This window comes from Bradyrhizobium genomosp. I (2014) (genome assembly GCF_000261685.1).
GTDB lineage: Bacteria > Pseudomonadota > Alphaproteobacteria > Rhizobiales > Xanthobacteraceae > Bradyrhizobium.
Map to the genome: position 1 here is coordinate 1 of NZ_AJQE01000248.1, position 25409 is coordinate 25409.

Consider the following 25409-nt stretch of genomic DNA (forward strand, 5'->3'; position numbering starts at 1 on the left):
GTGGCGACGGTTGTTGTAAGGCCGTGGATGCCCGGGACAAGCCCGGGCATGACGGAGTTACCGATATGATCGCATGTGATGCCGACGCATCACACCATGTACTGACCGCCGTTGACGGTCAGCGTCGAGCCGGTGATGAAGCCGGCCTCGTCGGCCGCGAGGAACAGGACAGCCCGCGCAATCTCCTCGGGCTCGCCGAGCCGGCTCGCCGGGATCTGCGGGATCACGTTCTTCTCCAGAACGTCCTTCGGCACCGCCTGCACCATTTCGGTGTTGATGTAGCCCGGGCAGATCGCATTGACGGTGATGCCGCCCTTGGCGTTCTCGAGCGCGAGCGCCTTGGTGAAGCCGATGTCGCCGGCTTTCGCCGCGGAATAGTTGACCTGGCCGAACTGCCCCTTCTGGCCGTTGATCGACGAGATCGAGATGATGCGGCCGAACTTGCGCGCGCGCATGCCCTCGATGACCTGGCGCGTCATGTTGAACAGCGAGCCGAGATTGGTATTGATGACGGCGGTCCACTGCTCGAGCGTCATCTTGTGGAAGGCGGTGTCGCGGGTGATGCCGGCATTGTTGACGAGCACCTCGATCGGCCCGAGATCGGCTTCGACTTGCTTCACGCCGGCCGCGCAGGCGTCGAAACTGCTGACGTCCCATTTGTAGACGGCGATGCCGGTCTCGGCCTTGAACTTCTCCGCCGCCGCATCGTTGCCTGCATAGTTCGCCGCGACCTTGTAGCCGGCCGCCTTCAGCGCCTTGCTGATCGCCGCGCCGATGCCCCGCGTACCACCCGTCACCAGTGCAACACGTGCCATATCGTATTCCTTCCCTTGGACTCTTCGGACGCTTGAGAGTGACTGTTTTTAGCTGCGGATTATGCGGGACGTTTGACGGACATCAAGAACAAAACGCCCGGCGTGAGCCGGGCGTTTCTCTTTAGTCGAGGCTTGCGTGGTTGCGAAGAATATTTGATTTGCAACCGCCGCCTTTTTAGCCGCGTGCAACGCAGCGCTGACGTGTGCGGCGCACGCGTCAGCTGCGTGTAAGGTCGTCGTCAGTCGCGCGCCAAACACATGGCGATGCCCATGCCGCCGCCGATGCACAGCGTGGCCAGGCCCTTCTTCGAATCGCGCTTCTGCATTTCGTGCAGCAGCGTCACCAGTACGCGCGCGCCGGACGCGCCGATCGGATGACCGATCGCGATCGCGCCGCCGTTGACGTTGACCTTGGAGGTGTCCCAGCCGAGATCCTTGTTGACGGCGCAGGCCTGCGCCGCGAAGGCTTCGTTGGCCTCGATCAGGTCGAGATCACCGACGCTCCAGCCGGCCTTCTTCAGCGCGGCGCGCGAGGCCGGGATCGGGCCCGAGCCCATGATCTTCGGATCGACGCCGGCCTGAGCCCACGACACGATCCGCGCGAGCGGCTTCTTGCCTTCCTTGGCCGCCTGCTTGGCGGTCATCAGCACCACGGCGGCAGCGCCGTCGTTGATGCCGGAGGCCGAGCCCGCGGTTACCGTGCCGTCCTTCTCGAAGGCGGGCTTCAGCTTGGCCATCCCGTCGAGCGTTGCACCATGACGCGGATATTCGTCGGCGCTGACGACGACGTCGCCCTTGCGGGTCTTGATGGTGACGGGGACGATCTCGTCGTTGAACTTGCCGGCCTTCTGTGCGGCCTCCGCCTTCTGCTGCGAGGCGACGGCGAACTCATCCTGCTGAGCGCGGGTGATCTGCCACTGCCGCGCGACGTTCTCGGCGGTGTTGCCCATGTGGTAGCCGTTGAAGGCATCCCACAGGCCGTCCTTGATCATGGTGTCGACCAGCTCGAGACCGCCCATCTTGACGCCGCCGCGCAGGTGCTGGGCGTGCGGGGCCATGCTCATGGACTCCTGTCCGCCGGCAACCACGATCTCGGAATCACCGTTGAGCAGCGCCTGGTAGCCGAGCGCGACCGTGCGCAGGCCCGAGCCGCAGAGCTGGTTCACGCCCCAGGCCGGGCTCTCCACCGGGATGCCGGCGGCAATCGAAGCCTGGCGGGCCGGGTTCTGGCCCTGGGCCGCGGTCAGGATCTGACCCATGATGACCTCGGAAACCCGGCCGGGCTCGATGCCGCCGCGCTCCAGCGCGGCCTTGATGGCGATGGCGCCGAGATCGTGGGCGGGAAGGGTCGCGAACGCTCCGTTGAAGCTTCCGACCGGGGTGCGGGCGGCGCTGACGATGACGACATCGTCTGACATGGGCATCTCCTGGGTTTGAAAGGGGGCAGACGGGGCTGGGGAAACGGCTCGCCAGTCTCGAATGGCATCCTGTTAACGTCGTTGAGGCATGTCAATCGGACGCTCTCCGAATTCATGCCGCAGCGCATTCAAAATAGCGTTCTTGGCGCTTTCGCAAGCAAGATTTTGCTCTGCAATTAACCGTGCCGCACAAAACGGTAGCGTGAGCCCTTTGAAAATGCTTATTTTGTTGCGTTGCGTACTCTTCCCGCCCTGCGGCATTGCCCGGCAGGTTCCCGTTCTCCCGCGTTAGCAAGTGAGAGCCCATGGCGAAATCAGACCAACCCACCACCATCAAGAAATACGCGAACCGCCGGCTCTATAACACCGGAACGAGCACCTACGTGACGCTGGAAGACCTCGCCGCCATGGTCAAGGACGGCGAAGATTTCCTGGTCTATGATGCCAAGACCGGCGACGACATCACCCGCTCCGTGCTCGCCCAGATCATCTTCGAGCAGGAGAACAAGGCCGGCCAGAACCTGCTGCCGACCACCTTCCTCCGCCAGTTGATCCGCTTCTATGGCGACAGCATGCAGATGGTGGTGCCGAAATATCTGGAGCAGTCGATCGCGACCCTGACCCAGGAGCAAGAGAAGTTCCGCAAGCAGATCGCCAATACGCTGTCCGGCACTCCTTTTGCTCCGCTGGAGGAGCAAGTCCGCCGCAACATGGAGCTGTTCCAGCAGACCTTCTCGATGTTCAAGCCGTTCGCGGCGCCTCGTCCGGCCGCCACGCCCGAGCCCGATGCGAATACCGAGGCACCGAAGGACGGCAATATCGACGATCTGCGCCAGCAGATGAAGGAAATGCAGGAACGCCTCGAGCGGATGTCGAAGAAGGACGAATAGCCTTTCATTCGCGCCGTCCCATGTGCGGAAGGGCGAGCCATGTCTGACCGAAGCGCCCATTGGGACCATGTCTACGCCACCAAGGGTGAGGCCGAGGTCAGCTGGTATCAGGACAGCCCGGCGATCTCGCTCGAGATGATTCGCGCTGCCAGCCCCAATCATGACGCAGCCATCATCGATATCGGCGGCGGAGCATCACGGCTGGTCGATGCGCTGTTGCAGGACGGATATCGCGACGTCAGCGTGCTGGATCTTTCGGTGAATGCGCTTGAGGTGGCGAAGAAGCGAATCGGGGCAGGCGCTTCGATGGTCGACTGGATCGTTGCCGACGCCACGAGCTGGCGGCCGGCGAAAAGCTATGATGTCTGGCACGACCGCGCGGCGTTTCACTTCCTGACCGACCCGCGCGACAGGGCGGCTTACGTCGAGCGGCTGCGGTCGGCGGTTGCATCTGGCGGACAGGTCATCATCGGTACGTTCGCGCCCGATGGTCCGGAGAAATGCAGCGGCCTGCCGGTGCAGCGACATGACAGCGCGAGCCTCGCAGCGGAGCTCGGGCCGGAGTTCGAGCTGATGGAGACTCGCCGCGAGACGCATCACACGCCGTGGAATTCGACGCAGGCGTTTCAGTTCAGCCGGTTCCGGAGACAGAAGTAACTCTCGTCATGGCCGGGCTTGTCCCGGCCAACCACGTGCAACGACATGCGAGGAAGAACGTGGATGCCCGGGACAAGCCCGGGCATGACGGTGGATAGTCCCGATCACGCCGCCAGCTTCACCGCATGCGCGAAGTCCCAATAGAGTTTGCGCGCCCTCGTGTAGAACGGGCCCGGCTTCAGCTCGCGCTCGTCGATACGGACCACCGGCGCGACCTTGGCGAAATTACCGGATGAAAAGATCTCGTCGGCGGCCAGGAAATCGGCATAGCGCAGCGTCTTCTCGACCACGGTGACACCGTCGCCGCGAAGCAGGCCGATGACGCGCTGGCGCGTGATGCCGTTCAGGAAAGTGCCGTTCGGCACCGGCGTGTAGACCACGCCGTCCTTGGCCATGAACACGTTGGAATTGCCGAACTCGGCGACGTTGCCCAGCATGTCGAGCATCAGCGTGTTCTGGAAGCCGCGCGCGGCGGCCTCCGCGAGCGCGCGCGAATTGTTCGGATAGAGGCAGGCCGCCTTGGCATCGACCGGCGCGCATTCGGCCGTGGGCCTGCGGAACGGCGACAGGGTGATGGCGTTGCCGACGGGCTTTGGCATCGGCGCCTCGTAGATGCACAGGCACCAATTGGTGGTCTCCGGATCGAACAGCACGCCGCCGCCCGAGCCGTTCTGCGCCCAATACATCGGACGGACATAGAGCTCGGCATTGGCCGCGAAGCGTGCAATGCCTTCGGTTGCCAGCCCGAGCCAGGTGCCGGTATCGACCACCGGCTTCAGGCCAAAATTGATCGCGGATTGATTGGCGCGCGCGACGTGACGGTCGAGATCGGGCGCGACGCCTTCGAACGCGCGTGCACCGTCGAACACCACCGAGCCGAGCCAGGCCGCATGCGTGCGAGGGCCCATGATCGGCACATTGCCGTCGTGCCATTTGCCCTCGAAGAAGGTCCAGCTCGGCGAATATGCGATGGGTTTCTTGATCTCGGCCATGACCGGCTTCCCCTTGGAAATGTCCGGGCACTATTCTCTCAATTTCTAAAGGATTTGCTGCGGGGATTGGGTAAGTTACCCTCTCCCCTCGTGGGAGAGATATCCATGCCGCTCGATCCGCTCGCAAAGCGTTTGTTGACCATGATGGCTGCGGCCGCGCCGCAGGCGCGGAGCCGGCCGAGCGTGGAGGCGCGGCGGCAATCGCTGGCAAAGCTGATGCAGTTCGCGCGTGCCGAGGCGCCGGATGTGACGACATCCGACGGCGTGCTGCCCGGCCGCGCCGGCGAACTGCCCTATCGCCTCTACACGCCGGCAAGCGCCGAAGAGCTCGCACCGGGATTCGTGTTCTTTCACGGCGGCGGCCTCGTCGCCGGCAGCATTGCCACCCACGATCGCATTGCGGCGGCGCTGGCGCATGTCACCGGCTGCCGCCTCGTCTCGGTCGACTATCGGCTCGCGCCGGAGCACAGGTTCCCCGCCGCCGTCAACGACGCGATCGCCGCCACCGAATGGGTGGCGCGCGAGGCGGCATCGCTCGGCATCGACGCCGACCGTCTGGTGATCGGCGGCGATTCCGCCGGCGCCACGCTCGCTGCGATCGTATGCCAGGAGGCGGCGCAGACCGCAGGCCTCTCCATCGCCGCGCAATGCCTGATTTGCCCGGTGCTGGATTTCGAGCAGACTTCGCCCTCGCGCGAGGCCTTTGCCGAGGGCCACCTGATCGATCGCGTCACGATCGAAGCCGATCTATCCGACTATCTGCCCGAAGGCATCGACACCGCAGATCCCCGCGTCTCTCCCTTGCGCGCGACACGGCTGGCGGGCCTGCCGACCGCGATCATCCACACCGCCGAGTACGACCCGATGCGCGACGAAGGCAATGCCTATGCCCGCAAGCTGCTCGCCGCGGGCGTCGCCGTCGAGCATGTCTGCCACGACGGCATGGTCCACAATTTCCACGCCATGGGCGCAATCCTGCCGCAGGCCCAACTCGTGCTGTCGCAGATCGGAGAACAGGTGCGGAGGGCGGTGAAGAAGTCAGTGTGAGCATCACACGCGCGCGTCGAGAACGGCCCTCGCTGCCACGAGATATTCGGGCCAATGCGCATGCGCATAACGCTCCGCCTGCCGTGCGCAGGTGATGTCGGGCGCATGCGCGGCGGCGATCATGCGCGCGAAGCGCTCTTCGGCAACCGTCACGTCATCGACCATGGGCGCCGGTGCGGCCGCCACCGCGGTCGGAGCGACGGCGAGCCCCGCCATTCCGGCGAGGAGGATACGGCGTGACGTGTTCATGGCTGTCGTCCTCCATTGTCCGGCCTGCACTCTGGCCGGCGAGAGTGTCGGTGCACTCACGGCAGGGTAGCCGCGCGCATCGATGCAGTCCACCGTTTGCGGATAACGCTTGACCACGGGAACGATCACGTTCCATCTAGCAAGCGATTCCGCCATCAGGCGTCCCTCACGTCGGATTGTCACGTGTCAAGTCGCAGCCCATCGCATCGTCCGGCTTTGCGCGCTGTCGCGATGGGGCTGGCCTGCCTGACGATCTCGGCGAGCGGCACCTTCGCCACCGAGGCGGAGGAGGACGCACCGGCAAAGCCGACTGTTCCGAACGTCTACCTCGACCTCCGCACCAGCTACGCGACGATCCCCGCAGGCACGCTCGGGCTCGGCTTCGGCACCACCTCGCTGTCGGCCGCCTTCGAAGCGCTGGCCGCACGGCGCGGCACGACACTGCCGAACGGCTTGCCAACGGCGAAGTCGATCGCCGTCGACCTGCCGTTGACCGTCGACGTCACTGATCGCGTCTCGCTCTATGGCGGCGTGTCCGGATCGACGACGGATATCGGCGGCGGCTGGTCGTCCTTCGACATCACCAGCTGGAACATCGGCGTGCAGGCCGACCTCTACCAGCAGAATGGCGGCAGGATCCCGACGATCACGCTGCAATCGACGCTGACGCAGTCGGTGCCGAACGAGACGGGCATGACGAATTCGTTCAACAACATCCTGGAATTCGACTACGCGCTGGACGAAGACGAGACCCGGGGCTGGCTGGCCGGCGTGCAATACACTCACACCACCATTGCGAGCCCGTTCGCCAGCATCCGGCCGAACACGATTCTATATGCGGGCGGCTATTACCAATGGCCGAGCAACTGGAAGTTCACCGGACGCCTCGGCATGCAGTCCTTCAGTGGCGCACAGCTCGCGGGACGGACGATTGCGGAATCCTTCCCCCAGCCGATCCTGCGGCTCGACCTCGACCGCATGGACGACAACGACAACCGCCTGTTCGGCATCACCGCGCTGATCGCGTGGACGCCGAAGCCGTCCTATCAGGTGACGCTGCGCACGCCGCTCTACGCGGTGCGCAATTGAGCATGATCGCGGAAAAGGATCATGCTCCGACGAAGCAAAGCCGCGGCTAGTCCGGCACCGGCACGTCGAACGTGTTGAGCGTGACCGAGACCATGCAGTAGACGCCGACGAGATAGGACAGTTCGGCCGCGCCGTGCTCGCCGAATTCCTTCACGGCCGCGCGATAGGTCAGCTCGGGCAGTACGCCACCGCTGACCAGTGCCGAGGCCATATCATAGGCGACCGCCTCCTGCCTGGTGAGATCGGCCGGCCGCTGACCGGCCACGATGGTCGCGAGCTTCTCGTCGGAGAGGCCGCGCTGCTCGGCCACCAGCACATGGGCGTAGAGCTCGTAGCCGGAGCGGAAGTGCGAGCCGGTGACGAGGATCGCGACCTCGCGCACCGGCGCGGGCAGCAGCGGGTTCGACGCGACCGCCTTGACCAGCTCCCACACCGGCTTGCCGAAGCGCGGCTCGCGGATCCAGGGATTCCAGGGCCCGAGCAGCGCGCCGTCGTCGCGCATGTTCACAAAACCCTTGAAGTGGTCCTTGATGCCGGCTCGCATGTCGTCGTAGAGCGGCTTCTGTTCAGCACTCAGGTCTTTCGGATCGAGAATGGGGAGGCGCACGGTGGGATCTCCTCGTTGAGAAGACCCAACCGTCACCTGCATGCGCGCGAAGGGCAAGTGAAGTTGCCGTGACGACCGTGCCATTTTGCAAATCGCAGGAAGACGCCGGCTATGACGCGGCGGGGCTTCGCACGCTCCGTGGATTGGAGACGTCATCGACATCGAGCCGCAGCGGCTTGCCTGTGGCGAGGAACGACGACAAGGCCGCCTCGTACGGCGCCGGATCGAGGCCGCGCGCTGCCAGCCATGCGGGAATGTCTGCAACGCATGAATCTTTCATGATCCGCATCGCGCATCAATAGGCCCCGCTCAAAACTCCAGCGGCGCGTTATCGACCACTTCCTTCATCACGAAGAAGGTGCGGGTCTGGCGTACGCCGGGCAGCGCGATGAGCTGCTCGCCGTGGATGCGGTTGAAATCCTCCATGTCCCCGACGCGGATCTTCAGGAAGTAGTCGAAATCGCCGGCGACGAGGTGGCAGTCGAGCACGAATTTCAGCTTGGTGATCGCCTGCTCGAAGGTGGCAAAGCTCTCCGGCGTCGAGCGGTCGAGCACGACGCCGACCATCACCAGGGTGCCTTTTGCCACCTTCTTCGGCGCGACCATGGCGCGCACGGCGGCAATGAAGCCGTCCTCGAACAAACGCTGGGTCCGGCGATGGCAGGTGGCGGGGCTGATCGCGACTGATACGGCCAGCTCGGCATTGCTGAGCCGCCCGTTATTCTGAAGCAATCTCAATATCTTAAGATCGATACGGTCGAGCCGGGACGCCACGGAAGATTCTTTCACTAATAGCCGATAACTTGGAGTAAATCTGGTGCCTTTACGCCGTTGGTGCAAGTTCCCTTCATTGGCAGAGTAATATTCGAGAGCACATTTTCCCGAGGCGATGCTAGCTCCGTTCCCAGACGCCACCGCCAATCGGGATGACCAATGATGTTGGAAAAATTCGCACGCTACCCGCTGACCTTCGGCCCCACACCGATCGAGAAGCTGGAGCGACTGTCAAAACATCTCGGCGGTCAGGTCGAGGTCTATGCCAAGCGCGAGGACTGCAATTCCGGCCTCGCCTATGGCGGCAACAAGCTGCGCAAGCTCGAATACATCATCCCCGACGCGATCGCCTCGAACGCCGACACGCTGGTCTCGATCGGCGGCGTGCAGTCGAACCACACCCGCATGATCGCCGCGGTCGCCGCCAAGATCGGCATGAAGTGCCGCCTCGTGCAGGAAGCCTGGGTGCCGCACGAGGACGCGGTCTATGACCGCGTCGGCAACATCATGCTCTCGCGCATCATGGGCGCCGACGTGCGCCTGGTCGACGACGGCTTCGACATCGGCATCCGCAAGAGCTGGGAGCAGGCGATCGAGGAGGTGAAGGCGGCGGGCGGCAAGCCCTACGCGATTCCCGCCGGCGCCTCCGTGCACAAGTTCGGCGGCCTCGGCTATGTCGGCTTCGCCGAGGAAGTGCGCAAGCAGGAGCAAGAGCTCGGCTTCAAGTTCGACTACATCGTGGTCTGCACCGTCACCGGCTCCACCCATGCCGGCATGCTGGTTGGTTTCGCCGCGGACGGCCGCGCGCGAAAAGTGATCGGCATCGATGCCTCGTTCACGCCTGATCAGACCAAGGCGCAGGTGCTCGATATCGCCCAGAACACCGCTGAGCTCGTCGAGCTCGGCAAGGAGCTCATCATCGATGACGTCGTCCTGATCGAGGACTACGCCTATCCCGCCTATGGCGTGCCGTCGGAGGAGACCAAGGAGGCGATCCGCCTCACCGCGCGTCTCGAAGGCATGATCACCGACCCGGTCTACGAGGGCAAGTCGATGCAGGGCCTGATCGACCTTGCGAAGAAGGGCTATTTCGAGAAGGGCGCGAAGATCCTCTACGCCCATCTCGGCGGCGCGCCCGCACTGAACGGATATGCGTATGCGTTCAGGAATGGGTGAGTGAGGGCAAAGCCCTCCCCTTGTACACAAATGTCGTCCCGGACAAGCGCAGCGAAGCGGAGCGCTGATCCGGGACCCATACGCCGCAGCAATGGTTTTGCGAAGGCTCGTAGTTGCCAGCCTGTCGTCACCACACCGGCCTGTGGTTATGGATCCCGGATCTGCGCTTCGCTTGTCCGGGATGACGGCGGAGTTTTTGGTTTGCTACCGCGTCCTGATGATCTGCAGCAGCTCCTCGCCGTAATGCTCGAGCTTCTTGTCGCCGATTCCCGGGACGTTGCGGAGCTCGTCCAGCGTGGTCGGCCAGGCCCGGACGATGCCGTCGATCGTTGCGTCGTGCAGCACCACGTAGGCCGGGACGCCACGTTCGCGCGCGACGTCCGAACGCCAGGCGCGCAGGCGCGCGCGCAGCTCGGGATCGACATCGCCTTGCGGCGCGCTGGCCGCTGGCGCGAGATCGCCGCGGCGGGATTTGGTGCGGCTCGAACGGAGGCGGGTGCCCGGCGCCTCCTCGCGCAACCACACGTCCGTTTCGCCGCGCAGCACGCCGCGCGAGGACTCCGTCAGCTTGAGTGCCCCGAACGCTTCACTGTCGCTGCGCAAATGTCCCATCGCCACCAATTGCCGCAGCACCGTGCGCCACTGCTTTTCGTTGAGCTCGCGCCCGATCCCGAACACCGACAGCTTGTCGTGGCCGAACTGCGTCACTTTCTCGGTCAGGCGCCCCACCAGCACGTCGATCAAATGCATCGCACCAAAGCGCTGGCCGGTCCGGTAGACGCAGGATAGCAGCTTCTGCGCCAGCACCTTGCCGTCGCGCATCTTGGGCGGCGTCAGGCAATTGTCGCAATTGCCGCAGCTCTCGCTCATCACGATCTCGCCGAAATAGGCGAGCAGCCGCCGGCGCCGGCAATGCGGCGTTTCGGCAAGGCCGACCAGCGCATCGAGCTTGCCGATCGAGACCCGCTTGAACTCGTCGGAAGCGCTGGACTCGTCGATCATGCGGCGCTGCTGCACGATGTCCGAGAGCCCATAGGCCATCCAGGCCGTCGACGGCTTGCCGTCACGGCCGGCACGCCCCGTCTCCTGATAGTAGGCCTCGATGCTCTTGGGCAGGTCGAGATGGGCGACGAAGCGCACATCGGGCTTGTCGATGCCCATGCCGAACGCGACGGTCGCGACGATGACGATGCCGTCCTCGTTGAGAAAGCGGTCCTGGTTGCGCGAGCGCAACGCCCCGTCGAGCCCGGCGTGGTAGGGCAGCGCCGCAATACCGGCCTCTTGAAGCGCCGCAGCGACCTCCTCGACGCGGTTGCGCGACAGGCAATAGACCACACCGGCATCGCCCATGTGACGCTCGCGGATCAACTCCTTCAGCTGCGACACCGCGCTGCGCTTGTCGACGATCTCGTAGCGGATGTTGGGCCGGTCGAAGCTCGAGACGAATTGCGGCGCGCCCGTCAGTTGAAGCCGCTCGACGATCTCCTTGCGCGTCAACTCGTCTGCGGTCGCGGTCAGCGCGATGCGCGGAACGTCGGGAAACCGCTTGGCTATGATGGAGAGGCCGACATATTCGGGACGGAAGTCATGGCCCCATTGCGAGACGCAATGCGCCTCGTCGATCGCAAACAGCGCCACCTTCGCCTGCGCCAGCAGCGACAGGCAGCGCGGCGTGACCAGGCGTTCCGGCGCGACATAGAGCAGGTCGAGATCGCCCGCGAGCAGGCGCCGCTCGACGTCGGACGCCTCCTGCGGCGTCAGCGACGAGTTCAGCGCGGCTGCATTGACGCCCGCTTCGATCAGGCCGGCGACCTGGTCGCGCATCAAGGCGATCAGCGGCGACACCACGATGCCGCAGCCTTCGCGCAGCAGCGAGGGGAGTTGATAGCAGAGCGACTTGCCGCCGCCGGTCGGCATCAGCACCAGGCAATTGCCGCCGTCGGTGACATGGCGGATGATCTCGCCCTGCGCGCCGCGGAAGCCCGGCAGACCGAACACCGAATGCAGCACCGACAGCGCATCGCGGCCATTGGCCGGCGCGGGCGGCGGAGCGGTGGAGGGAACGGACATGGAAGGAACGGACATGGGCGGAACAGATCAAGCCGTGCGATTCGTCACAAGGCCAGTCGCATGACCGCGCGGGCGTGGCAAGGCCATTTGGGTGGGCGCGGCGCGGTTGTTCCCTCTCCCACAGAGGGAGAAGGAAAGAAGAAGCTACACCCCGATTCGCCGCAGCGCCTCTGCGACCGTCACGATCGGCATGTTGCGCTTGCCGGCCGCTTCCAGCGCATGACGCATCAGGTGCGGCGTGCAGCCAAAGGGGCTTGGCGTATTCGCGACGTCGTGGCCGTAGAAGATCAGCCAGCCGCCGCTTGCGATCGCCTCGTCGAAATAGCGATCGACGCCGGCCGGATCGATCTCGCAATCGATCAAGGGCGAGGCGCGCAGGAACTGGAGATCGATGACATCGCGATTGACGCCGGGAAGGATGCCGCGCGCCGACCGGAAGGCCTTTGCGAGTTGCGGCTTGCGCCAGAACGAGGCAATTCCATAGGGATAGGCGAAGTTCTCCAGCCTGATCGAGGAATCGATATCGCGAAAAAAGGTGCGGTTTCGCTCGATCTCGCGAGCCATCGCGGCCTCGTCGAGATTGACCGAGTTCTGGTGCGAGAAGGTGTGGCAGGCAATCTCGTGACCAGTCCGGTGCAGCCGCACGATCGCGTCGTTGGACAAGGCCTGCCAATGATCCGACGGACGATCGATCAGGCTGCCGGCAAGATAGAACGTCCCCCGGCCGCCATGCTCCTCCAGAAGCTCGGCGCCCTCGCCTGCGGCGCTATCGGGGGCATCGTCGAAGGTGAAGCTCACCATCGGCGCATGCGCGGGCAGCCGGTGCCGCGCGGCGCGGAAATGCCGGGCCAGCCGATTGCTCACGCGTCCCTGGAATGCCGACCACACGCTGCGTTTCCCGTGATTCCCATTCCTCTACTGAAACATTCGTGCGCAGGTTGAGGCAAGCCTGGCGCATGGGTAATCCTAACGCGGAGCCAAGACCCCTTCCGCCAGCTCCGCCATCGACGCGTCGGCGCCCTCGCCAAGATGGCGCAACCAATTGCGGAATAGCACGGCCGCCGCGTTGCCGGCGCCGATGTCGGCGCGCAGATTCAACCGAGGCAGTTCGTTGGTGAGCGCGGGATGGCGCTGGTGTGTCGCCTTCTTCTCGAAGCGAGCCAGTTTCTCTTCCGTCGCTGGGTCAAAATAGCTCACCGGCAGGCGCGGATAGTTCTCGCGCTGCCGCGTGAGATAGCGGCCGATGTCGCGCAGATATTCTCGCTGGAGCGACAGCGCGTCATATTCCGGGTGACCCTGGAAGAACACGAAGCGGCTGGCATATTGGCGGACGAAGACGTCGACGCCGGCTTGGGCCGAGCGTGTCAGCACCTGATAACCGGCCTGCACAAGGTCGCTCTCGGCGATCTCGTTCAGGCGCGAATGCGAAACCTTGAGCGGCGCAGGCGCCGCGTGGGTCAACGAATCGCTCGTTACGACCTCGCAGTCGAAAACGCCGTGACATTTGGCCGGCAGTCGCCGCCGTTCAATGCCGTCGAGGTGCAGCACCGCGGCATGCGCGGCGAGACACGACCAGATCGTCGAGCGCGTGCTGGTCTTGGCCCAGTCGATGAGGTTCGTGAGGTCCCGCCAGTATGGCTCCTGGTCGAGCTCGGGCGCGATCGGCTCTGCGCCTGTCACGATCAGCCCATCGAACTTGCCGCGCGCGAGATCGGAAAGGTCGGAATACTCGCTCTCGACATGCCACTTCGCTTCGGGCGACCGCTTCACGCTGGGAAGCGAGAAGCAGTGGAAGCGGATGCGGCGCGGGCCCGCGGCGGCCTGGAGCAGCTTCATGAACTGCCGCTCGGTCGCCTTCAGCGCCGGATCCGGCATGTTGTTGATCAGCCCGATGGTGAGTTCGGCATCGCGCGCGAGATCGCGCGCGGCCGGCACCAGCGCCGGGCCCGAGATGACTTGATCCCTGTCGATCAAGATCGTCATGGGCGGCGCCGCCTACTCCGCGGCCTCGAGGCGCGCCGACGGGCAGGCCTTCTCCAGCGCCTGGTCGATGTCCTCGACGATGTCCGAGACATGCTCGATACCGATCGACAAACGGATGGTCTCCGGCAGCACGCCGGCAACGCGCTGCTGCTCCGCCGACATCTGCCGGTGGGTGGTCGAAGCCGGATGGCAGGCCAGCGACTTGGCATCGCCGATATTGACCAGGCGCGTGATCAGCTTCAGCGTATCGTAGAAGGTCTTGCCGGCCTCCATGCCACCCTTGATGCCGAAGGTGAACAGCGAGGAGGCGTTGCCATTCAGGTACTTCTGCACCAGCGGATAATAGGGGCTGTCCGGAAACCCGGTGTAATTGACCCAGGCGACGCGTGGATCTCCGCGCAAGAATTCGGCAACCTTGCGCGCATTCTCGACATGGCGCTCCATGCGCAGCGCGACGGTCTCGATGCCCTGGAGCAGCAGGAAGGCGTTGAACGGCGACAGCACCGAGCCCATCGTGCGCTGATAGACGCTGCGCGCCCGCTCGATATAGGCGGTGCGGCCGAACCGCTCGGCATAGACGAGGCCGTGATAGGACACATCCGGCTTGTTGTAGGCCGGGAAGCGCTCGGCGTGCTTGTCCCAGGGGAAGTTTCCGGAATCGACAATGGCGCCGCCGAGCGTGGTGCCGTGACCGCCCAGAAACTTGGTCAGCGAGTGCACGGCGATATCGGCGCCGTAGTCGAACGGCTTGAGCAGGATCGGAGTTGCGACGGTGTTGTCGACGATCAGCGGCACGCCATGCGCATGCGCGATTCGAGCCAGGGCTTCGATGTCGCAGACATTGCCGGCGGGATTGCCGATGGTCTCGGCGAACACGGCACGGGTGTTCTCGTCGATCAGCTTCTCGATCGCCTCCGGCTTGTCGCTCTCGGCGAAGCGGCCGGTGATGCCCTGCCTCGGCAGGATGTGCGAGAGCAGCGTATGCGTCGTGCCGTAGAGCTGCGGCACGGAAACGATGTTGCCGCCGTGATCGGCGACGTTGACGAAGGCGAAATGCAGCGCGGCCTGCCCGGTCGCGACAGCGAGCGCGCCGACGCCGCCCTCGAGCTGGGCGATACGCTTCTCCAGCACCGCGCTGGTCGGATTGGCGATGCGGCTGTAGCGAAAGCCTTCGGCCTCGAGATTGAACAGGGCGGCTCCATGATCGGCACTGTCGAAGGCGTAGGCCGCGGTCTGGTAGATCGGCACGGCCACCGCATGCGTGGTCGGTTCGGGCTCGTAGCCGGCGTGAATAGCGATCGTCTCGTTGCGCATCGTGCCACCTCCGCGTGGGCGGGCCGCACTTATTGGCCTGTATGAGGCATGTGCGTTGTCCGCCGTCCTCTGTTAGAGGCGGGTGGTAAAGCGGACAATAATTCGCCTAGAGATCGAGGAAGTAACCCTAACGCTTGCTGGCGAATTGGCTGAAATCCCGGTTAAATTCGATTAACCGATCGCACCGTGTCTTGCTCGGCGTCATCCATCTCGCCGCTGCGCGGCGAGCCCCCTCGCCCGCGCGGGGAAAGGGGTGCGTCGTCAACGCGGCGGTGCTTGCCTGGGCTCAAGCCATGCTCTGCCAGAGGCGGTGGGAGAGCACGCCGACGCGCTTCTCGATCGCGGCTGCGGCATCGAGTGCGAGATCCTCGCGATAGCGCCCGGCAATCAGTTGCACGCCGATCGGCTTGCCGTCGTGGAGCGCCACCGGCACCACAGCGCCGGGCAGCCCCAGCACGTTGATGGCGGAGATGAAGCGGATCTCGCCCCAGAAGATCTCGCGCACCCGCTCGGGACTGACGGTGTCGTCACGCGGGCCGGGCGTCGGCTTCACCGTGGTCGGCGCCAGCACGACCGGATAGTCCTCGAAGAACAATTGCCAGGCGCGGATGTGGCCGTTGCGCGCGGCCGTCGCCTGCATCCAGGCCTTGAGATCGAGCACATTGGCCTTGGCCTTCATGCCGCCCCAGGCCTTGTGGAAATCCTCGGACGTGACCTTCAGCATGCCGGCCTCCTGCATCACCACGGTCTCGTTGGTGATGATGTCGCACCAGGTCTGCCAGACCCCGTCGATGTCTGGCACTTCGACCTCGCTGACACGATAGCCGGAACGCTCGAGATGATCGGCGGCCTGGCGCAGCGCCGCGGAGACGGACGGATCGACGTCCATGTCCTCGGGAATCTTCGCCAGCGCGACCTTGATCGGCCCCTTCGGCTTGGGTCCGACCAGCGGTGCCGGCACCCACCAGGGGTCGCGCGGATCGCGCTGGCTCATCGCCTCCAGCGCGAGGCGAACGTCGGCGACATGGCGCGCGAGCGGCCCCTGCGCCGACATCAGATGCGCCAGCATCGGCCGCTCCGCCGTTGCGCTCCCGTTGAACGCGGGGATGCGGCCCTGCGTCGGCTTGATGGTGGCAACGCCGTTGCAGTGCGCCGGCCAGCGCAGCGAGCCGCCGATGTCGTTGCCATGGGCGATGGTGCCGATGCCGGCGGCGACCGCCGAACCCGCCCCGCCCGACGAGCCGCCGCAGGTGATATCGGGATCCCAGGGGTTCAGCGTCAGCCCGTGCAGGGGATTGTCGGTGAAGCCGCGGAAGGAGAACTCCGGCGTATTGGTCAGCCCAATGACGATCGCGCCGGCCTTCTTGAGGTTGCGGACAACAGGCGCATCGGAGGGGGCGACAAGGCCCTTGTTGGCGGGCACGCCGTTGAAGTTCGGCCGGCCCTCGTAGTCGACGTTTTCCTTGATCGTGATCGGCACGCCGTGCAGGAGGCCGAGCTCGCCACCCTTGGCGCGCAGCTTGTCGGCCGCATGGGCTGCAGCAAGCGCTTCTTCCGAGAGGTCGACGACGACGGCGTTCAGCCGCGGATTGACGGTGCGCATCCGTTCGAGATGCGCTTCGACCGCCTCGACCGCGGAGATGGCGCCGGAGCGGATCGCAGCCGCGGTCTCGACCGCCGACCATTGCCAGGCCGGCCCCTTCGGACGCCGTGGTACGGAGGACTTCCCTCGTGTCGCCTTCCTGACCGGCTTCGCGACCACGCTCTTGCGGCCGGAGCTTGCCTTCTTCGGAGTCTTCGCCGCTTTCTTCAACACACTTTTCTTCCTGGTCGCCGTCTTCTTCGCCACGCCGGCATCTCCTTCAATTGCGCGGCGGAGGTTACGGACGACATGCGGCCCTGTACAGGTGCGTTTCTGCATGGCGCGCTGGCGTGAGGACCGATGCGACCAATCGTCAGCGGGCCCCACGCCTTCGCTCTACTCCGCCGGACACGCCGCGACGGCGGCCGGCCCACGGTCGAGCCGGAGGCTCCACAGCGCCAGCACGAGACCAATGGCCGTGATCCCGGCTGCGATCAGAGGCAGCGCGGAGAGACCGAGGCCGCGGTCGATGGTGACGCCGCCGGCCCAGGCGCCGAGCGCGTTGCCGAGATTGAACGCGGCGATGTTGAGGCTGGAGGCGAGCGTGCGACCGCTGGGGCCTGCGGCCTCCAGCACACGCAGCTGGAGCGGGGCGACAGTTGCGAAGGCGGCGATGCCGAGCAGCAGGATCAGCGCGATGGAAAGGATCTTGATCGAGAGCACGGCGGCCAGGCCGAGCAGCACGATCGCAAGTGCGGCAAGCGTGCCGGTCAGGGCCCGTGCCAAGCCGCGGTCCGCAAGCCTGCCGCCGGCCACGTTGCCGATCGCGAGCCCGACGCCGAACACCAGCAGGATCGGCGACACCGCAGCCTCCGGGAAGCCCGTGAAGCGCGTCAGGATCGGCTGGATATAGGTGAAGACGACGAACAGGCCGGCGAAGCCGAACACGGTCATGGCAAGGCCGAGCAGCACCTGCGGGCGGCCGAGCACGGCGACCTCTTCGGCGAGCGAGACCGGCCTGTCGCCATCGCCGACATGGCCGGGAACGAGCGCGGCTACCACCGCGAACGCGATCACGCCGATCACCGTCACGGCCCAGAACGCCGCGCGCCAGCCGAGCATCAGGCCGAACCAGGCGCCGAAGGGCACCCCCAGGAGCGTAGCGACCGTCAGGCCGATGAACATGGTGGCGATCGCGGAGGCACGCTTGTCCTCGGCGACGAGGCTGGTGGCCACGACCGAGCCGACACCGAAGAACGTGCCGTGGGCGAGCGAGGTCAGCACGCGTGCGGCCATCAGCAGTTCGTAGTTCGGGGCCAGCGCGCAAGCCGCATTGCCCAGCGTGAAGATCGCCATCAGCGCGAGCAGCACCGCTTTCCGCGGCATCCGCCGCGTCGCCAGCGTCAGCACCGGCGCACCGACGAACACGCCGAGCGCATAGCCGGATATCAGCAGGCCCGCGACCGGCACGGAGACATGCATGTCGGCGGCGACCTGGAGCAGGAGGCCCATGATGATGAATTCGGTGGTTCCGATGCCGAAGGCACCGGCGGTGAGCGCGAGGACGGCGGGAGGCATGCGTGGCTCCGATGAATGAGACGAGCCACGCAGATAGCGGCACTGCCGCAAAACCATTAGAATGTCCGCAATCCAATCATTTGTGACATGAATTCAACATGGCCCGTTTCGACACCAACCGCTCTGCCGAGATGGAGGTCTTCGTCCGCATCGTCGATCTCGGCGGCTTCACCCAGGCCGCGCGAAAACTGCGGCTGACGCCGTCGGGAGTCAGCAAGCTGATGTCGCGGCTGGAGGCGCGGCTCGGCGCGCGACTGGTCAACCGCACCACGCGCAAGCTGACGCTGACGGAGGAAGGCCAGGCCTTCTACGAGCGCTCGTTGCGCGTCCTCGCCGAGATGGAGGAGGCCGAGCGCGAAGCGGCCTCAGGCTCCGCGCCGCGCGGCCGCCTCACGGTCAATTGCAACATTCCCTTCGGCATGCTGCACGTGGTGCCGTTGATCCCGCGCTTCCTGGAACAGCATCCCGACGTCACGCTCGATCTCGTGCTGACCGACACGCTGATCGACCTGATGCAGGAGCGCGCCGACGTCGCCGTCCGCGTCGGCCCATTGCGCGCCTCGCGTCTCGTCGCGCGAAAGCTCGGCAGCAGCCGCATGGTCGTGGTCGGCGCGCCGAACTATCTCGCCCGTTGCGGCACGCCGAGAACGCCGGCGGACCTTGCCGATCACCGCGGCATCGGCTGGACCTTTCCGCGCAGCATCCGCGGCTGGCCGTTCAGACGCGGCGACCACACCGAGGAGGCCGTGCCCCCGCCCGTCGCGCGCGCCAGCGACGGCGAAGCCGCCCGCCGTCTTGCGCTCGGCGGCGTCGGCCTCGCCCGGCTCGCCCTCTTCCATATCGGCCCCGACATCGAGGCCGGCCGCCTCGTCCCGGTGCTGCAAGGCTACAATCCCGGCGACCGCGAAGACATCCACGCCGTCTATGTCGGCCACACCGCGCCGCTGCCCGCCCGCGTGCGCGCGTTCATCGATTTCCTGGCCGAGCACGTGCGGGTGAGCGATCCGGCGTTGAAGCGGTCGGGTGATGGAAGGTGGAGATTGGCGGGATGAGGCTGGCGGAGGGAGAGAATCTAGAAAGAAATTTGCTCCCACGCTACCCCTCAGGTCCTCTCGGTAGGTAAGAAGACCAACACTGGCAGCTTCTCCGCCAGGGAAAATGGCAGAGCCGACCACAGGTTCATCGCGGACGCCCTGCACGGGCTGATCCCCACAAGGGCAAATTCGTTACAGGTATCGGGATCGAGATAGGGATAGGGATAGGGAGCCCCCCGGAGGCTGCGCGGGGGGCCCATGGAGTGGACCCGAGACCGAGTTCGGGCTCGCGGGCCCCGGTGAACGGGTGCCGGTCCGCGCATCCTAAATTGTCCGGCGAGACTGGGGACGGACCAGTCAACTTGGGCCGGTCGCCGGTAGCCTCCCAGAGCGGCCGCTCTTTCAAAACTAGCGCCGGCTCTTGATCTCGCGCGTCAGTTGCGTTTGGATATGCCCGTTTGGGGGGAAAGAAATGCGTCGGCTGAGTTTTGCCATGCTCTGTGTGGCACTAGGGGGATGTTACGCGACAGGCGCAGATGTGCGCGCCAAGCTGGGCCAGGACTACGTCGGGCAGAATGTTGATGCTCTTGCCGTCCGGTGGGGGCCGCCAGCAAGCAGCTTCAAGATGAATAGTGGCGATACTGCGTATAGCTGGCAACTGGCGTCTGGGAGCTCATTTTCAGTTTCCCGTGATGGCCAATCGAGCGCATCGGGAAGTTCGCGGGCATACGCCTGCAAGGTCAACGTCGTTGCGGCGCCGAACGGAACGATCAAGAGTCTCGATACGGAGGACAAGGATAAAAGCCTCTATTACGGGCCCATTCCTACTGGTGTCCAGCTTGGCAGCGTTTGCGCAGAGCAACTTGGAATGAAGCAGCAGTAGAGCCGCGCGCCCTGTGATGGCGTAGTTTGTCGGCTCTGATGTGGAGCGCCCAAAGTGAATTCCAAGGTAGTTTCGCTTTTCATCATCGTGCAACTCTTGCATGCCCCATCGGCACTCGCAGCCTGCGGAGACAATGGAGGTCCGGGCTACCGAAACCAATCTGGAAAGTGTGTCGGTTGGGAAGCGCTTGCGCGCCAGTGTGGAAACCCGCCCTCAACGAAGTGCACGCCTGAACGCGTCGCTGAGGACTCCGGAGATGCTGCGGCGAAAGGGGCAGCCATTCGGACACTAATGGATCGCTCACATGATACGAAAAAGATGCCGACCAATCCTTGAGAAGCGAAGCCTCGGTCTCATCACATTCCGTGCGGCTGCACTCACCGTTATCATGTCACCGCTCGCCGTCCCAACCCTTGCTGCAATCGATCAGACGATCCGCCCGAGTTACATCGGGCAAACCGCAGGCGACATTGATCAGTGGCAGCGGATCCCACTTCGATCCGAGCAGCGGTTCTCGCGTAGGGCGTCGCAAATCAAAGTCGTTATTCAAACGCGGGGCCCAAGCATGCAAGGGCTCATCCGCATTCCCGGTGCGCCAGCTTCCAACTTTGACACGGGGCCGGGCCTGACCATGGTTGACTTGATTAATACCGGGGACGAGACTAGCGGCTATTCCGAGATTTTGGCCTTGGAAATCCTATTTACGCACAGCGCCCTTGGACAATCATACGAAGCGTATGTAGCGGACGCTGACGCCAAATAGCAGCAGCCTCTCAGAAGGCGCTTGAATACTCCCGAACGCAGACGTTCCATTTCGTTTAGGCAGGGTCGGACTAAGTGGAGGCGGCGAATGAGCAATGCGCTCGTCGTTCACAAGGCCCACCTGCCGAAGGCCCTTCTCGGCGTTAGAGCGGCTCAGTACGTCCGAATGTCTACTGAGATGCAGCACTACTCCATTCAAAACCAGGCCGCGGTGATCGCTGCCTACGCGCACGCTCACAATCTCACTCTTGTGCGCACCTACAAGGACGAGGGTGAGAGCGGCTTGCTCATTAAGAACCGGCCCGGCCTCCTTCAGTTGATGGAGGACGTCGAGAACGGGAAGGCCGACTTTGGTCACCTCCTGGTTTATGACGTCAGTCGATGGGGTCGCTTCCAAGACGTGGATGAGAGCGCGCACTATGAGTTCATGTGCAAGCGAGCGGGCATCAAGGTCTCATACTGCGCCGAGCAGTTCGACAATGACGGCACCATGTTGGCCAGCATCGTCAAGAACATCAAAAGGGTAATGGCAGCGGAGTACAGCCGTGAGCTTTCAGTCAAAGTCTATGCGGGCCAATGCCGCTTTGCTCGTCTGGGTTACAAGCCTTGTGGCAACCCGGGCTATGGATTGGTGCGGGAGCTTGTTGATGAGAACGAGCAATCGAAGGGCGTTCTGAAGCGGGGGCAGCGAAAGTATCTCGCCACTGATCATGTTCGAGTACGGCCCGGCGACCCGCGAGAGGTGGCCACCGTCAGGTGGATATTCAACCGCTTCCTTGAGGTGAAGTGTGAAACGGTCGTGGCTTGGGAGCTGAACAGAAGGAACGTGCCGACTCGTCCGGGGACACCGTGGACGCGTGTGATGGTAGGCGCCATTCTCAGGGACGAAAGCTACATAGGCGATTTGATCTTCAATAGGAGATCATGCAAGCTGCGCCAAACTCGAACATACAATCCTCCCGAACAGTGGATCCGGGCTGAGGGTTGTCTTGAGCCAATTGTTGACCGCGCCACCTTCGCGAAGGTCGCCAAGTTCATTCACGAGCGGCGCGTTGATCTCACGGAAGAGGAGATGCTCGTTCGCTTGCGACGAACCCTGCTCAAAGAGGGGAAGCTGAGTGTCGGCATCATAGACCGTACACCGGGCTTACCATGCGTGGCCACGTGTCAGGTCCACTTCGGCAGCATGCGCAACCTATATCGATTGCTCGGCTATACCCCCAAGCGCAACTACGAATTTTTAGAGTCGAGGCCTATTTGGTCCGAGCTCAAGACAAGGCTTGCTTCTCGCATTGAAGCCGCCGTTCGAAAGGCGGGTTGTCGGACAAGCACTGGCGGGTGGACAGATTCGCTCCGCGTGAATGGCTCGATTTGCGTCTCGATTAGAGCTGCGCGCTGGACACCGGGAATGGAGGACACCCATTCGCCACATTGGACCATTCAGTGCGATACGCATGTGCCCGCTGGGTGGATTGCTGCCATCAGGCTAGCAGCGCATAACAAGGACGTGCTTGACTACGTGTTGCTGCCGACCGATGGGAAAGTGAAAAGAACAATTAGATTCTCCGACAGGGCCCGCGAACGCCGAGACATCACCTGCTTCAAAAGCCCTGACTCGCTCGTTCGAGCGATCATCCGGCGGATAACCAGGCAAGCCCGTGCCTTCCAACCCAAGTTAGCACCGCCGAGCAAACAACCGAAAGCAGGCCTGCCCAGAACCAAGAACGGCCGCGCGCGGCACTAATTGACCGAAGGTAGAGGAATGCGCCGAGTATTGTTCCGTAGTTCCTTCGGAAGTCCCCATTGAGTTTCGCGATTCTAGATAACTCAGTAGATGCTTCGACTTCATCAGCCATGCCGCTGGTTCCTTTCGATGAGCCAGCGCCCTATAAACCACTGTTTTGCCCGACGGCGCAAGCAGTGTTTCGTATTTCGCGAATTTTCAAGCTTCGCCAAGCAGTCTTGCTTTCAGCTGCGTTGGCGTCGATTGCGACCCTTGATTAGGTCCAACTAGAGGGACGGGTCTTCTTCGGCAGCTGAGTTTACGGGGCGTGTCTGTCCTGGATCTCGATAACTTCCGAGAGCAGATCAGCTGTGACTTGCAAGCTGTTCCTCACCTCCTCAAGCCTTCGACTGCATAGCAATGCGGGACGATGCGATAGCTTCAAGACGAACTCGAACACCCGATCCGAGTTGCGCATGAGCTGCAACAGGTGCTCGCCGCTCGGACCGTTCGAGCCCGAAAGCCAATTCTTAGCTGTTCTTTCGTTGGCGCCCGTCCATCGCATCAACGTCTTATGCGCTTGATGCGAGTTGCCAAGCTCGGACTTGAGAATATCGGCAATCAAGCCCGCGTATGTCGACGAGGCCGGCACGTCCTCAGCTGGAAACTTCTTGCCCGTTTTCGGAAACATGTTTCCCCCGAGCTAAGTTATAGTTTCAAAGACTTGACCATACATTCTTGACGCTAGTGGGGCGACGATGTTGCAGGACACGTCTCATTCAGAGGCTGAACTCGAGACCCGGGCCGGCAAACCTGCTGCGGAATACGTTCGGATGTCGACCGACCATCAGCAATATTCGACGGCGAACCAGTCACAAGCTATTCGCGATTACGCTGCACGTCACGGCTTTCGGATTGAAAAAACCTACGAGGACAGTGGCAAGAGCGGCCTCAACCTCGACGACCGCCAGGCTCTCAAGCAGCTCATCGAGGATGTCCAGAATGGCACGGCCGACTTCTCAACCATCCTCGTCTACGACGTCAGTCGCTGGGGGCGCTTCCAAGATGCCGATGAAAGCGCCTATTACGAATACATTTGCAAGCGGGCGGGTATCTCGGTTCGTTACTGCGCTGAGCAGTTTGAGAATGACGGCAGCCCGGTCTCAACCATCGTCAAGGGCGTCAAGCGGGCGATGGCTGGTGAGTACAGTCGGGAACTTTCAGTCAAGGTCTTTGCCGGGCAGCGACGGCTGATCGAGCTTGGCTTTCGCCAGGGAGGGCCGGCAGGATACGGGCTAAGGCGGCAACTGATTGATCAGAATGGCATCGCCAAAGCCGAGCTGGTCCGCGGCGAACACAAAAGCATCCAGACGGATCGGATCGTTCTCATCCCAGGTCCCGAGCAAGAGATCGAGACCATCCGCTTCATTTACGAAGCCTTCGTCGCGCAAGGTAAGAGCGAGCGGGAAATCGCGGATTGCCTCAACAGCAAAGGCATTACCACCGATCTTGGTCGGTCCTGGACGAGAGCCACCGTGCATCAGATCCTGATCAATGAAAAGTACATCGGCAACAATGTCTGGAACAGATGCTCATGCAAGCTCAAAGGTCGGCGGGTCTATAATCCGCCCGAGCGCTGGATTCGCCACGATCAGGCTTTCGAGCCCATTGTCGATGAAGACACGTTCAAGTCCGCGCAAGCTATCATTTCCGATCGCTCCAAACGCTATTCTGACGAGGAACTTCTCGACGTGCTGCGCGGCCTGTTGGAGCAGCACGGCTATCTCTCCGGGATCATCATCGATGAACTTGAGGTTGGGCCGTCCAGCAGCGCCTATCGCACCCGCTTCGGCAGTCTAATCCGAGCTTACGAACTTATCGGCTTCAGTCCGGACCGGGATTATCGGTATATCGAGATCAATCGCGCCCTGCGCCGCATGTATCCCGATTTCATCCTAGCAACGGTACGCGGCATCGAAGAGATCGGGGGATCGGTTCGCCAAGATACGCAAACTGACCTCCTCACCGTCAATGAGGAGTTCACCGCCTCCCTTTGCCTGGTCCGATCCCAGGAAACCGTGACCGGGTCCTACCGGTGGAAGATCCGCTTTGATGCGGGCCTGCGGCCGGACATCACGGTGGCGATCCGGATGAACCAAATGAACAGCGCCGTGCTCGACTACTACCTCCTGCCACGGTTTGAAATGGAAGCAGAACAAGTGGCTCTTGCCGAACACAATGGGCTAGCCCTCGATGCCTATCGTTTCGACACGCTGGACATGCTGTTTGAACTTGCTGCCCGCTCGCAACTGATGGAGGTCAGCTATGGGATCGGCTCAATGCATTGAAATCATTCCGGTCGGAGCCATCGATGTCGTCAACCCGCGCGCACGCAACCGCCGGATTTTTAAGGAGATTGTGACCAGCGTCGCCGAACTCGGCCTGAAGCGGCCGATCACAGTCAAACGGAAGGTTTGCGAAGGTGAACCCCGTTACGATCTGGTTTGCGGCCAGGGGCGGCTGGAGGCCTATCAAGCCCTCGGGCAGCGAGAAATCCCCGCCGTCGTCGTCGATGCCACTAATGAAGACAGCGCCATTATGAGCCTGGTCGAAAACTGCGCCCGGCGGCAGCACCGCGCCATTGACCTCCTGCATGATATCGAGGGACTGCGTGGCCGCGGCTACGATTTCGACGACATCGCCCGCAAGACGGGACTGAGCCTTGAGTATGTCAAGGGCGTGACCAGCCTCTTGGAAGGGGGGGGG

The 25409-nt window shown here is 63.4% G+C and carries 23 protein-coding genes and 1 pseudogene; 10 read left to right on the top strand and 14 right to left on the bottom strand.

Going from position 1 to position 25409, the window contains the following annotated elements; genetic code table 11:
- Positions 1-89: 89 nt before the first annotated feature.
- Both phbB and IC50_RS23305 read right to left on the bottom strand, forming a co-directional pair.
- Positions 90-815, bottom strand: coding sequence for an acetoacetyl-CoA reductase (phbB, locus tag IC50_RS23300; protein WP_035710187.1), 726 nt, complete (start codon positions 813-815; stop codon positions 90-92).
- Between the two features lie 239 nt (positions 816-1054).
- Positions 1055-2233, bottom strand: a complete 1179-nt coding sequence (locus IC50_RS23305) for an acetyl-CoA C-acetyltransferase (RefSeq protein WP_035710188.1) — start codon at positions 2231-2233, stop codon at positions 1055-1057.
- A gap of 305 nt (positions 2234-2538) precedes the next feature.
- On the opposite strand from IC50_RS23305, the gene phaR reads away from it, so the two are divergent.
- Entirely contained in the window at positions 2539-3123 is a 585-nt protein-coding gene (phaR, locus tag IC50_RS23310; protein ID WP_035710190.1) for a polyhydroxyalkanoate synthesis repressor PhaR, read from the top strand.
- Positions 3124-3162: 39 nt separating this feature from the next.
- Positions 3163-3780: a class I SAM-dependent methyltransferase gene (locus IC50_RS23315; protein WP_035710192.1), complete on the top strand. Its 618-nt coding sequence runs from the start codon at positions 3163-3165 to the stop codon at positions 3778-3780.
- Between the two features lie 104 nt (positions 3781-3884).
- Here the strand turns inward: IC50_RS23315 and IC50_RS23320 are convergent, their stop codons facing one another.
- Positions 3885-4772, bottom strand: coding sequence for a branched-chain amino acid aminotransferase (locus tag IC50_RS23320; RefSeq protein WP_035710194.1), 888 nt, complete (start codon positions 4770-4772; stop codon positions 3885-3887).
- A gap of 105 nt (positions 4773-4877) precedes the next feature.
- Here IC50_RS23320 and IC50_RS23325 point away from each other — a divergent pair, with 105 nt between their 5' ends.
- Positions 4878-5819 (top strand): alpha/beta hydrolase, encoded by a 942-nt coding sequence (locus tag IC50_RS23325; protein ID WP_035710225.1) that lies wholly within the window; start codon positions 4878-4880, stop codon positions 5817-5819.
- A gap of 3 nt (positions 5820-5822) precedes the next feature.
- On the opposite strand, the gene IC50_RS43905 is transcribed toward IC50_RS23325, so the two are convergent.
- Positions 5823-6068, bottom strand: a complete 246-nt coding sequence (locus IC50_RS43905) for a hypothetical protein (protein ID WP_035710228.1) — start codon at positions 6066-6068, stop codon at positions 5823-5825.
- 216 nt (positions 6069-6284) lie between these two features.
- On the opposite strand from IC50_RS43905, the gene IC50_RS23335 reads away from it, so the two are divergent.
- On the top strand, positions 6285-7157 hold the full coding sequence (locus IC50_RS23335; protein ID WP_035710197.1) for a hypothetical protein: 873 nt from the start codon (positions 6285-6287) through the stop codon (positions 7155-7157).
- A 46-nt stretch (positions 7158-7203) separates the two neighbouring features.
- Here the strand turns inward: IC50_RS23335 and IC50_RS23340 are convergent, their stop codons facing one another.
- From IC50_RS23340 to IC50_RS23350, 3 genes and pseudogenes are all read right to left on the bottom strand, one after another.
- On the bottom strand, positions 7204-7764 hold the full coding sequence (locus tag IC50_RS23340) for a carboxymuconolactone decarboxylase family protein (protein ID WP_035710199.1): 561 nt from the start codon (positions 7762-7764) through the stop codon (positions 7204-7206).
- A 109-nt stretch (positions 7765-7873) separates the two neighbouring features.
- A pseudogene (locus IC50_RS23345) lies at positions 7874-8017 on the bottom strand (PLP-dependent cysteine synthase family protein); the annotation flags it as partial.
- A 56-nt stretch (positions 8018-8073) separates the two neighbouring features.
- A complete protein-coding gene (locus IC50_RS23350; protein WP_035710231.1) occupies positions 8074-8538 on the bottom strand; it encodes an Lrp/AsnC family transcriptional regulator in 465 nt (154 codons plus the stop codon).
- Positions 8539-8700: 162 nt separating this feature from the next.
- Here IC50_RS23350 and IC50_RS23355 point away from each other — a divergent pair, with 162 nt between their 5' ends.
- A complete protein-coding gene (locus IC50_RS23355) occupies positions 8701-9714 on the top strand; it encodes a 1-aminocyclopropane-1-carboxylate deaminase (protein WP_035710233.1) in 1014 nt (337 codons plus the stop codon).
- Positions 9715-9918: 204 nt separating this feature from the next.
- Here the strand turns inward: IC50_RS23355 and recQ are convergent, their stop codons facing one another.
- The 6 genes from recQ to IC50_RS23385 all read right to left on the bottom strand — a co-directional run bounded on the left by recQ (position 9919) and on the right by IC50_RS23385 (position 18241).
- On the bottom strand, positions 9919-11784 hold the full coding sequence (gene recQ / locus IC50_RS23360; protein ID WP_035710203.1) for a DNA helicase RecQ: 1866 nt from the start codon (positions 11782-11784) through the stop codon (positions 9919-9921).
- 144 nt (positions 11785-11928) lie between these two features.
- On the bottom strand, positions 11929-12672 hold the full coding sequence (locus IC50_RS23365) for a polysaccharide deacetylase family protein (protein WP_035710205.1): 744 nt from the start codon (positions 12670-12672) through the stop codon (positions 11929-11931).
- 78 nt (positions 12673-12750) lie between these two features.
- Complete coding sequence (metA, locus tag IC50_RS23370) at positions 12751-13767, bottom strand: homoserine O-succinyltransferase MetA (RefSeq protein WP_035710208.1); 1017 nt, start codon at positions 13765-13767, stop codon at positions 12751-12753.
- Positions 13768-13779: 12 nt separating this feature from the next.
- Complete coding sequence (locus tag IC50_RS23375; protein ID WP_035710210.1) at positions 13780-15081, bottom strand: O-acetylhomoserine aminocarboxypropyltransferase/cysteine synthase family protein; 1302 nt, start codon at positions 15079-15081, stop codon at positions 13780-13782.
- Between the two features lie 286 nt (positions 15082-15367).
- Positions 15368-16930 carry an amidase family protein gene (locus IC50_RS23380; protein ID WP_035710212.1) on the bottom strand — a complete coding sequence of 521 codons (1563 nt, stop codon included), beginning with the start codon at positions 16928-16930 and terminating at the stop codon, positions 15368-15370.
- A 129-nt stretch (positions 16931-17059) separates the two neighbouring features.
- The gene (locus IC50_RS23385) at positions 17060-18241 is read right to left on the bottom strand and encodes an MFS transporter (protein WP_035710214.1); all 1182 of its coding nucleotides are present in this window, start codon (positions 18239-18241) and stop codon (positions 17060-17062) included.
- A 98-nt stretch (positions 18242-18339) separates the two neighbouring features.
- On the opposite strand from IC50_RS23385, the gene IC50_RS23390 reads away from it, so the two are divergent.
- From IC50_RS23390 to IC50_RS23400, 3 genes are all read left to right on the top strand, one after another.
- Positions 18340-19293: a LysR family transcriptional regulator gene (locus IC50_RS23390; RefSeq protein ID WP_035710216.1), complete on the top strand. Its 954-nt coding sequence runs from the start codon at positions 18340-18342 to the stop codon at positions 19291-19293.
- 520 nt (positions 19294-19813) lie between these two features.
- Entirely contained in the window at positions 19814-20158 is a 345-nt protein-coding gene (locus tag IC50_RS39260) for a hypothetical protein (RefSeq protein WP_244429630.1), read from the top strand.
- Positions 20159-21008: 850 nt separating this feature from the next.
- Positions 21009-22664 carry a recombinase family protein gene (locus IC50_RS23400; protein ID WP_050991067.1) on the top strand — a complete coding sequence of 552 codons (1656 nt, stop codon included), beginning with the start codon at positions 21009-21011 and terminating at the stop codon, positions 22662-22664.
- Between the two features lie 298 nt (positions 22665-22962).
- On the opposite strand, the gene IC50_RS23405 is transcribed toward IC50_RS23400, so the two are convergent.
- Positions 22963-23334 carry a hypothetical protein gene (locus tag IC50_RS23405; RefSeq protein WP_035710221.1) on the bottom strand — a complete coding sequence of 124 codons (372 nt, stop codon included), beginning with the start codon at positions 23332-23334 and terminating at the stop codon, positions 22963-22965.
- Positions 23335-23401: 67 nt separating this feature from the next.
- Between IC50_RS23405 and IC50_RS23410 the strand changes: the two genes are divergently transcribed.
- Together IC50_RS23410 and IC50_RS23415 are read left to right on the top strand one after the other, a co-directional pair.
- A complete protein-coding gene (locus IC50_RS23410) occupies positions 23402-24991 on the top strand; it encodes a recombinase family protein (protein ID WP_050991068.1) in 1590 nt (529 codons plus the stop codon).
- Positions 24969-25409 (top strand): ParB N-terminal domain-containing protein (locus IC50_RS23415; protein WP_035710222.1); only part of this gene is annotated, 441 nt, incomplete at its 3' end. The genes IC50_RS23410 and IC50_RS23415, both read left to right, overlap by 23 nt.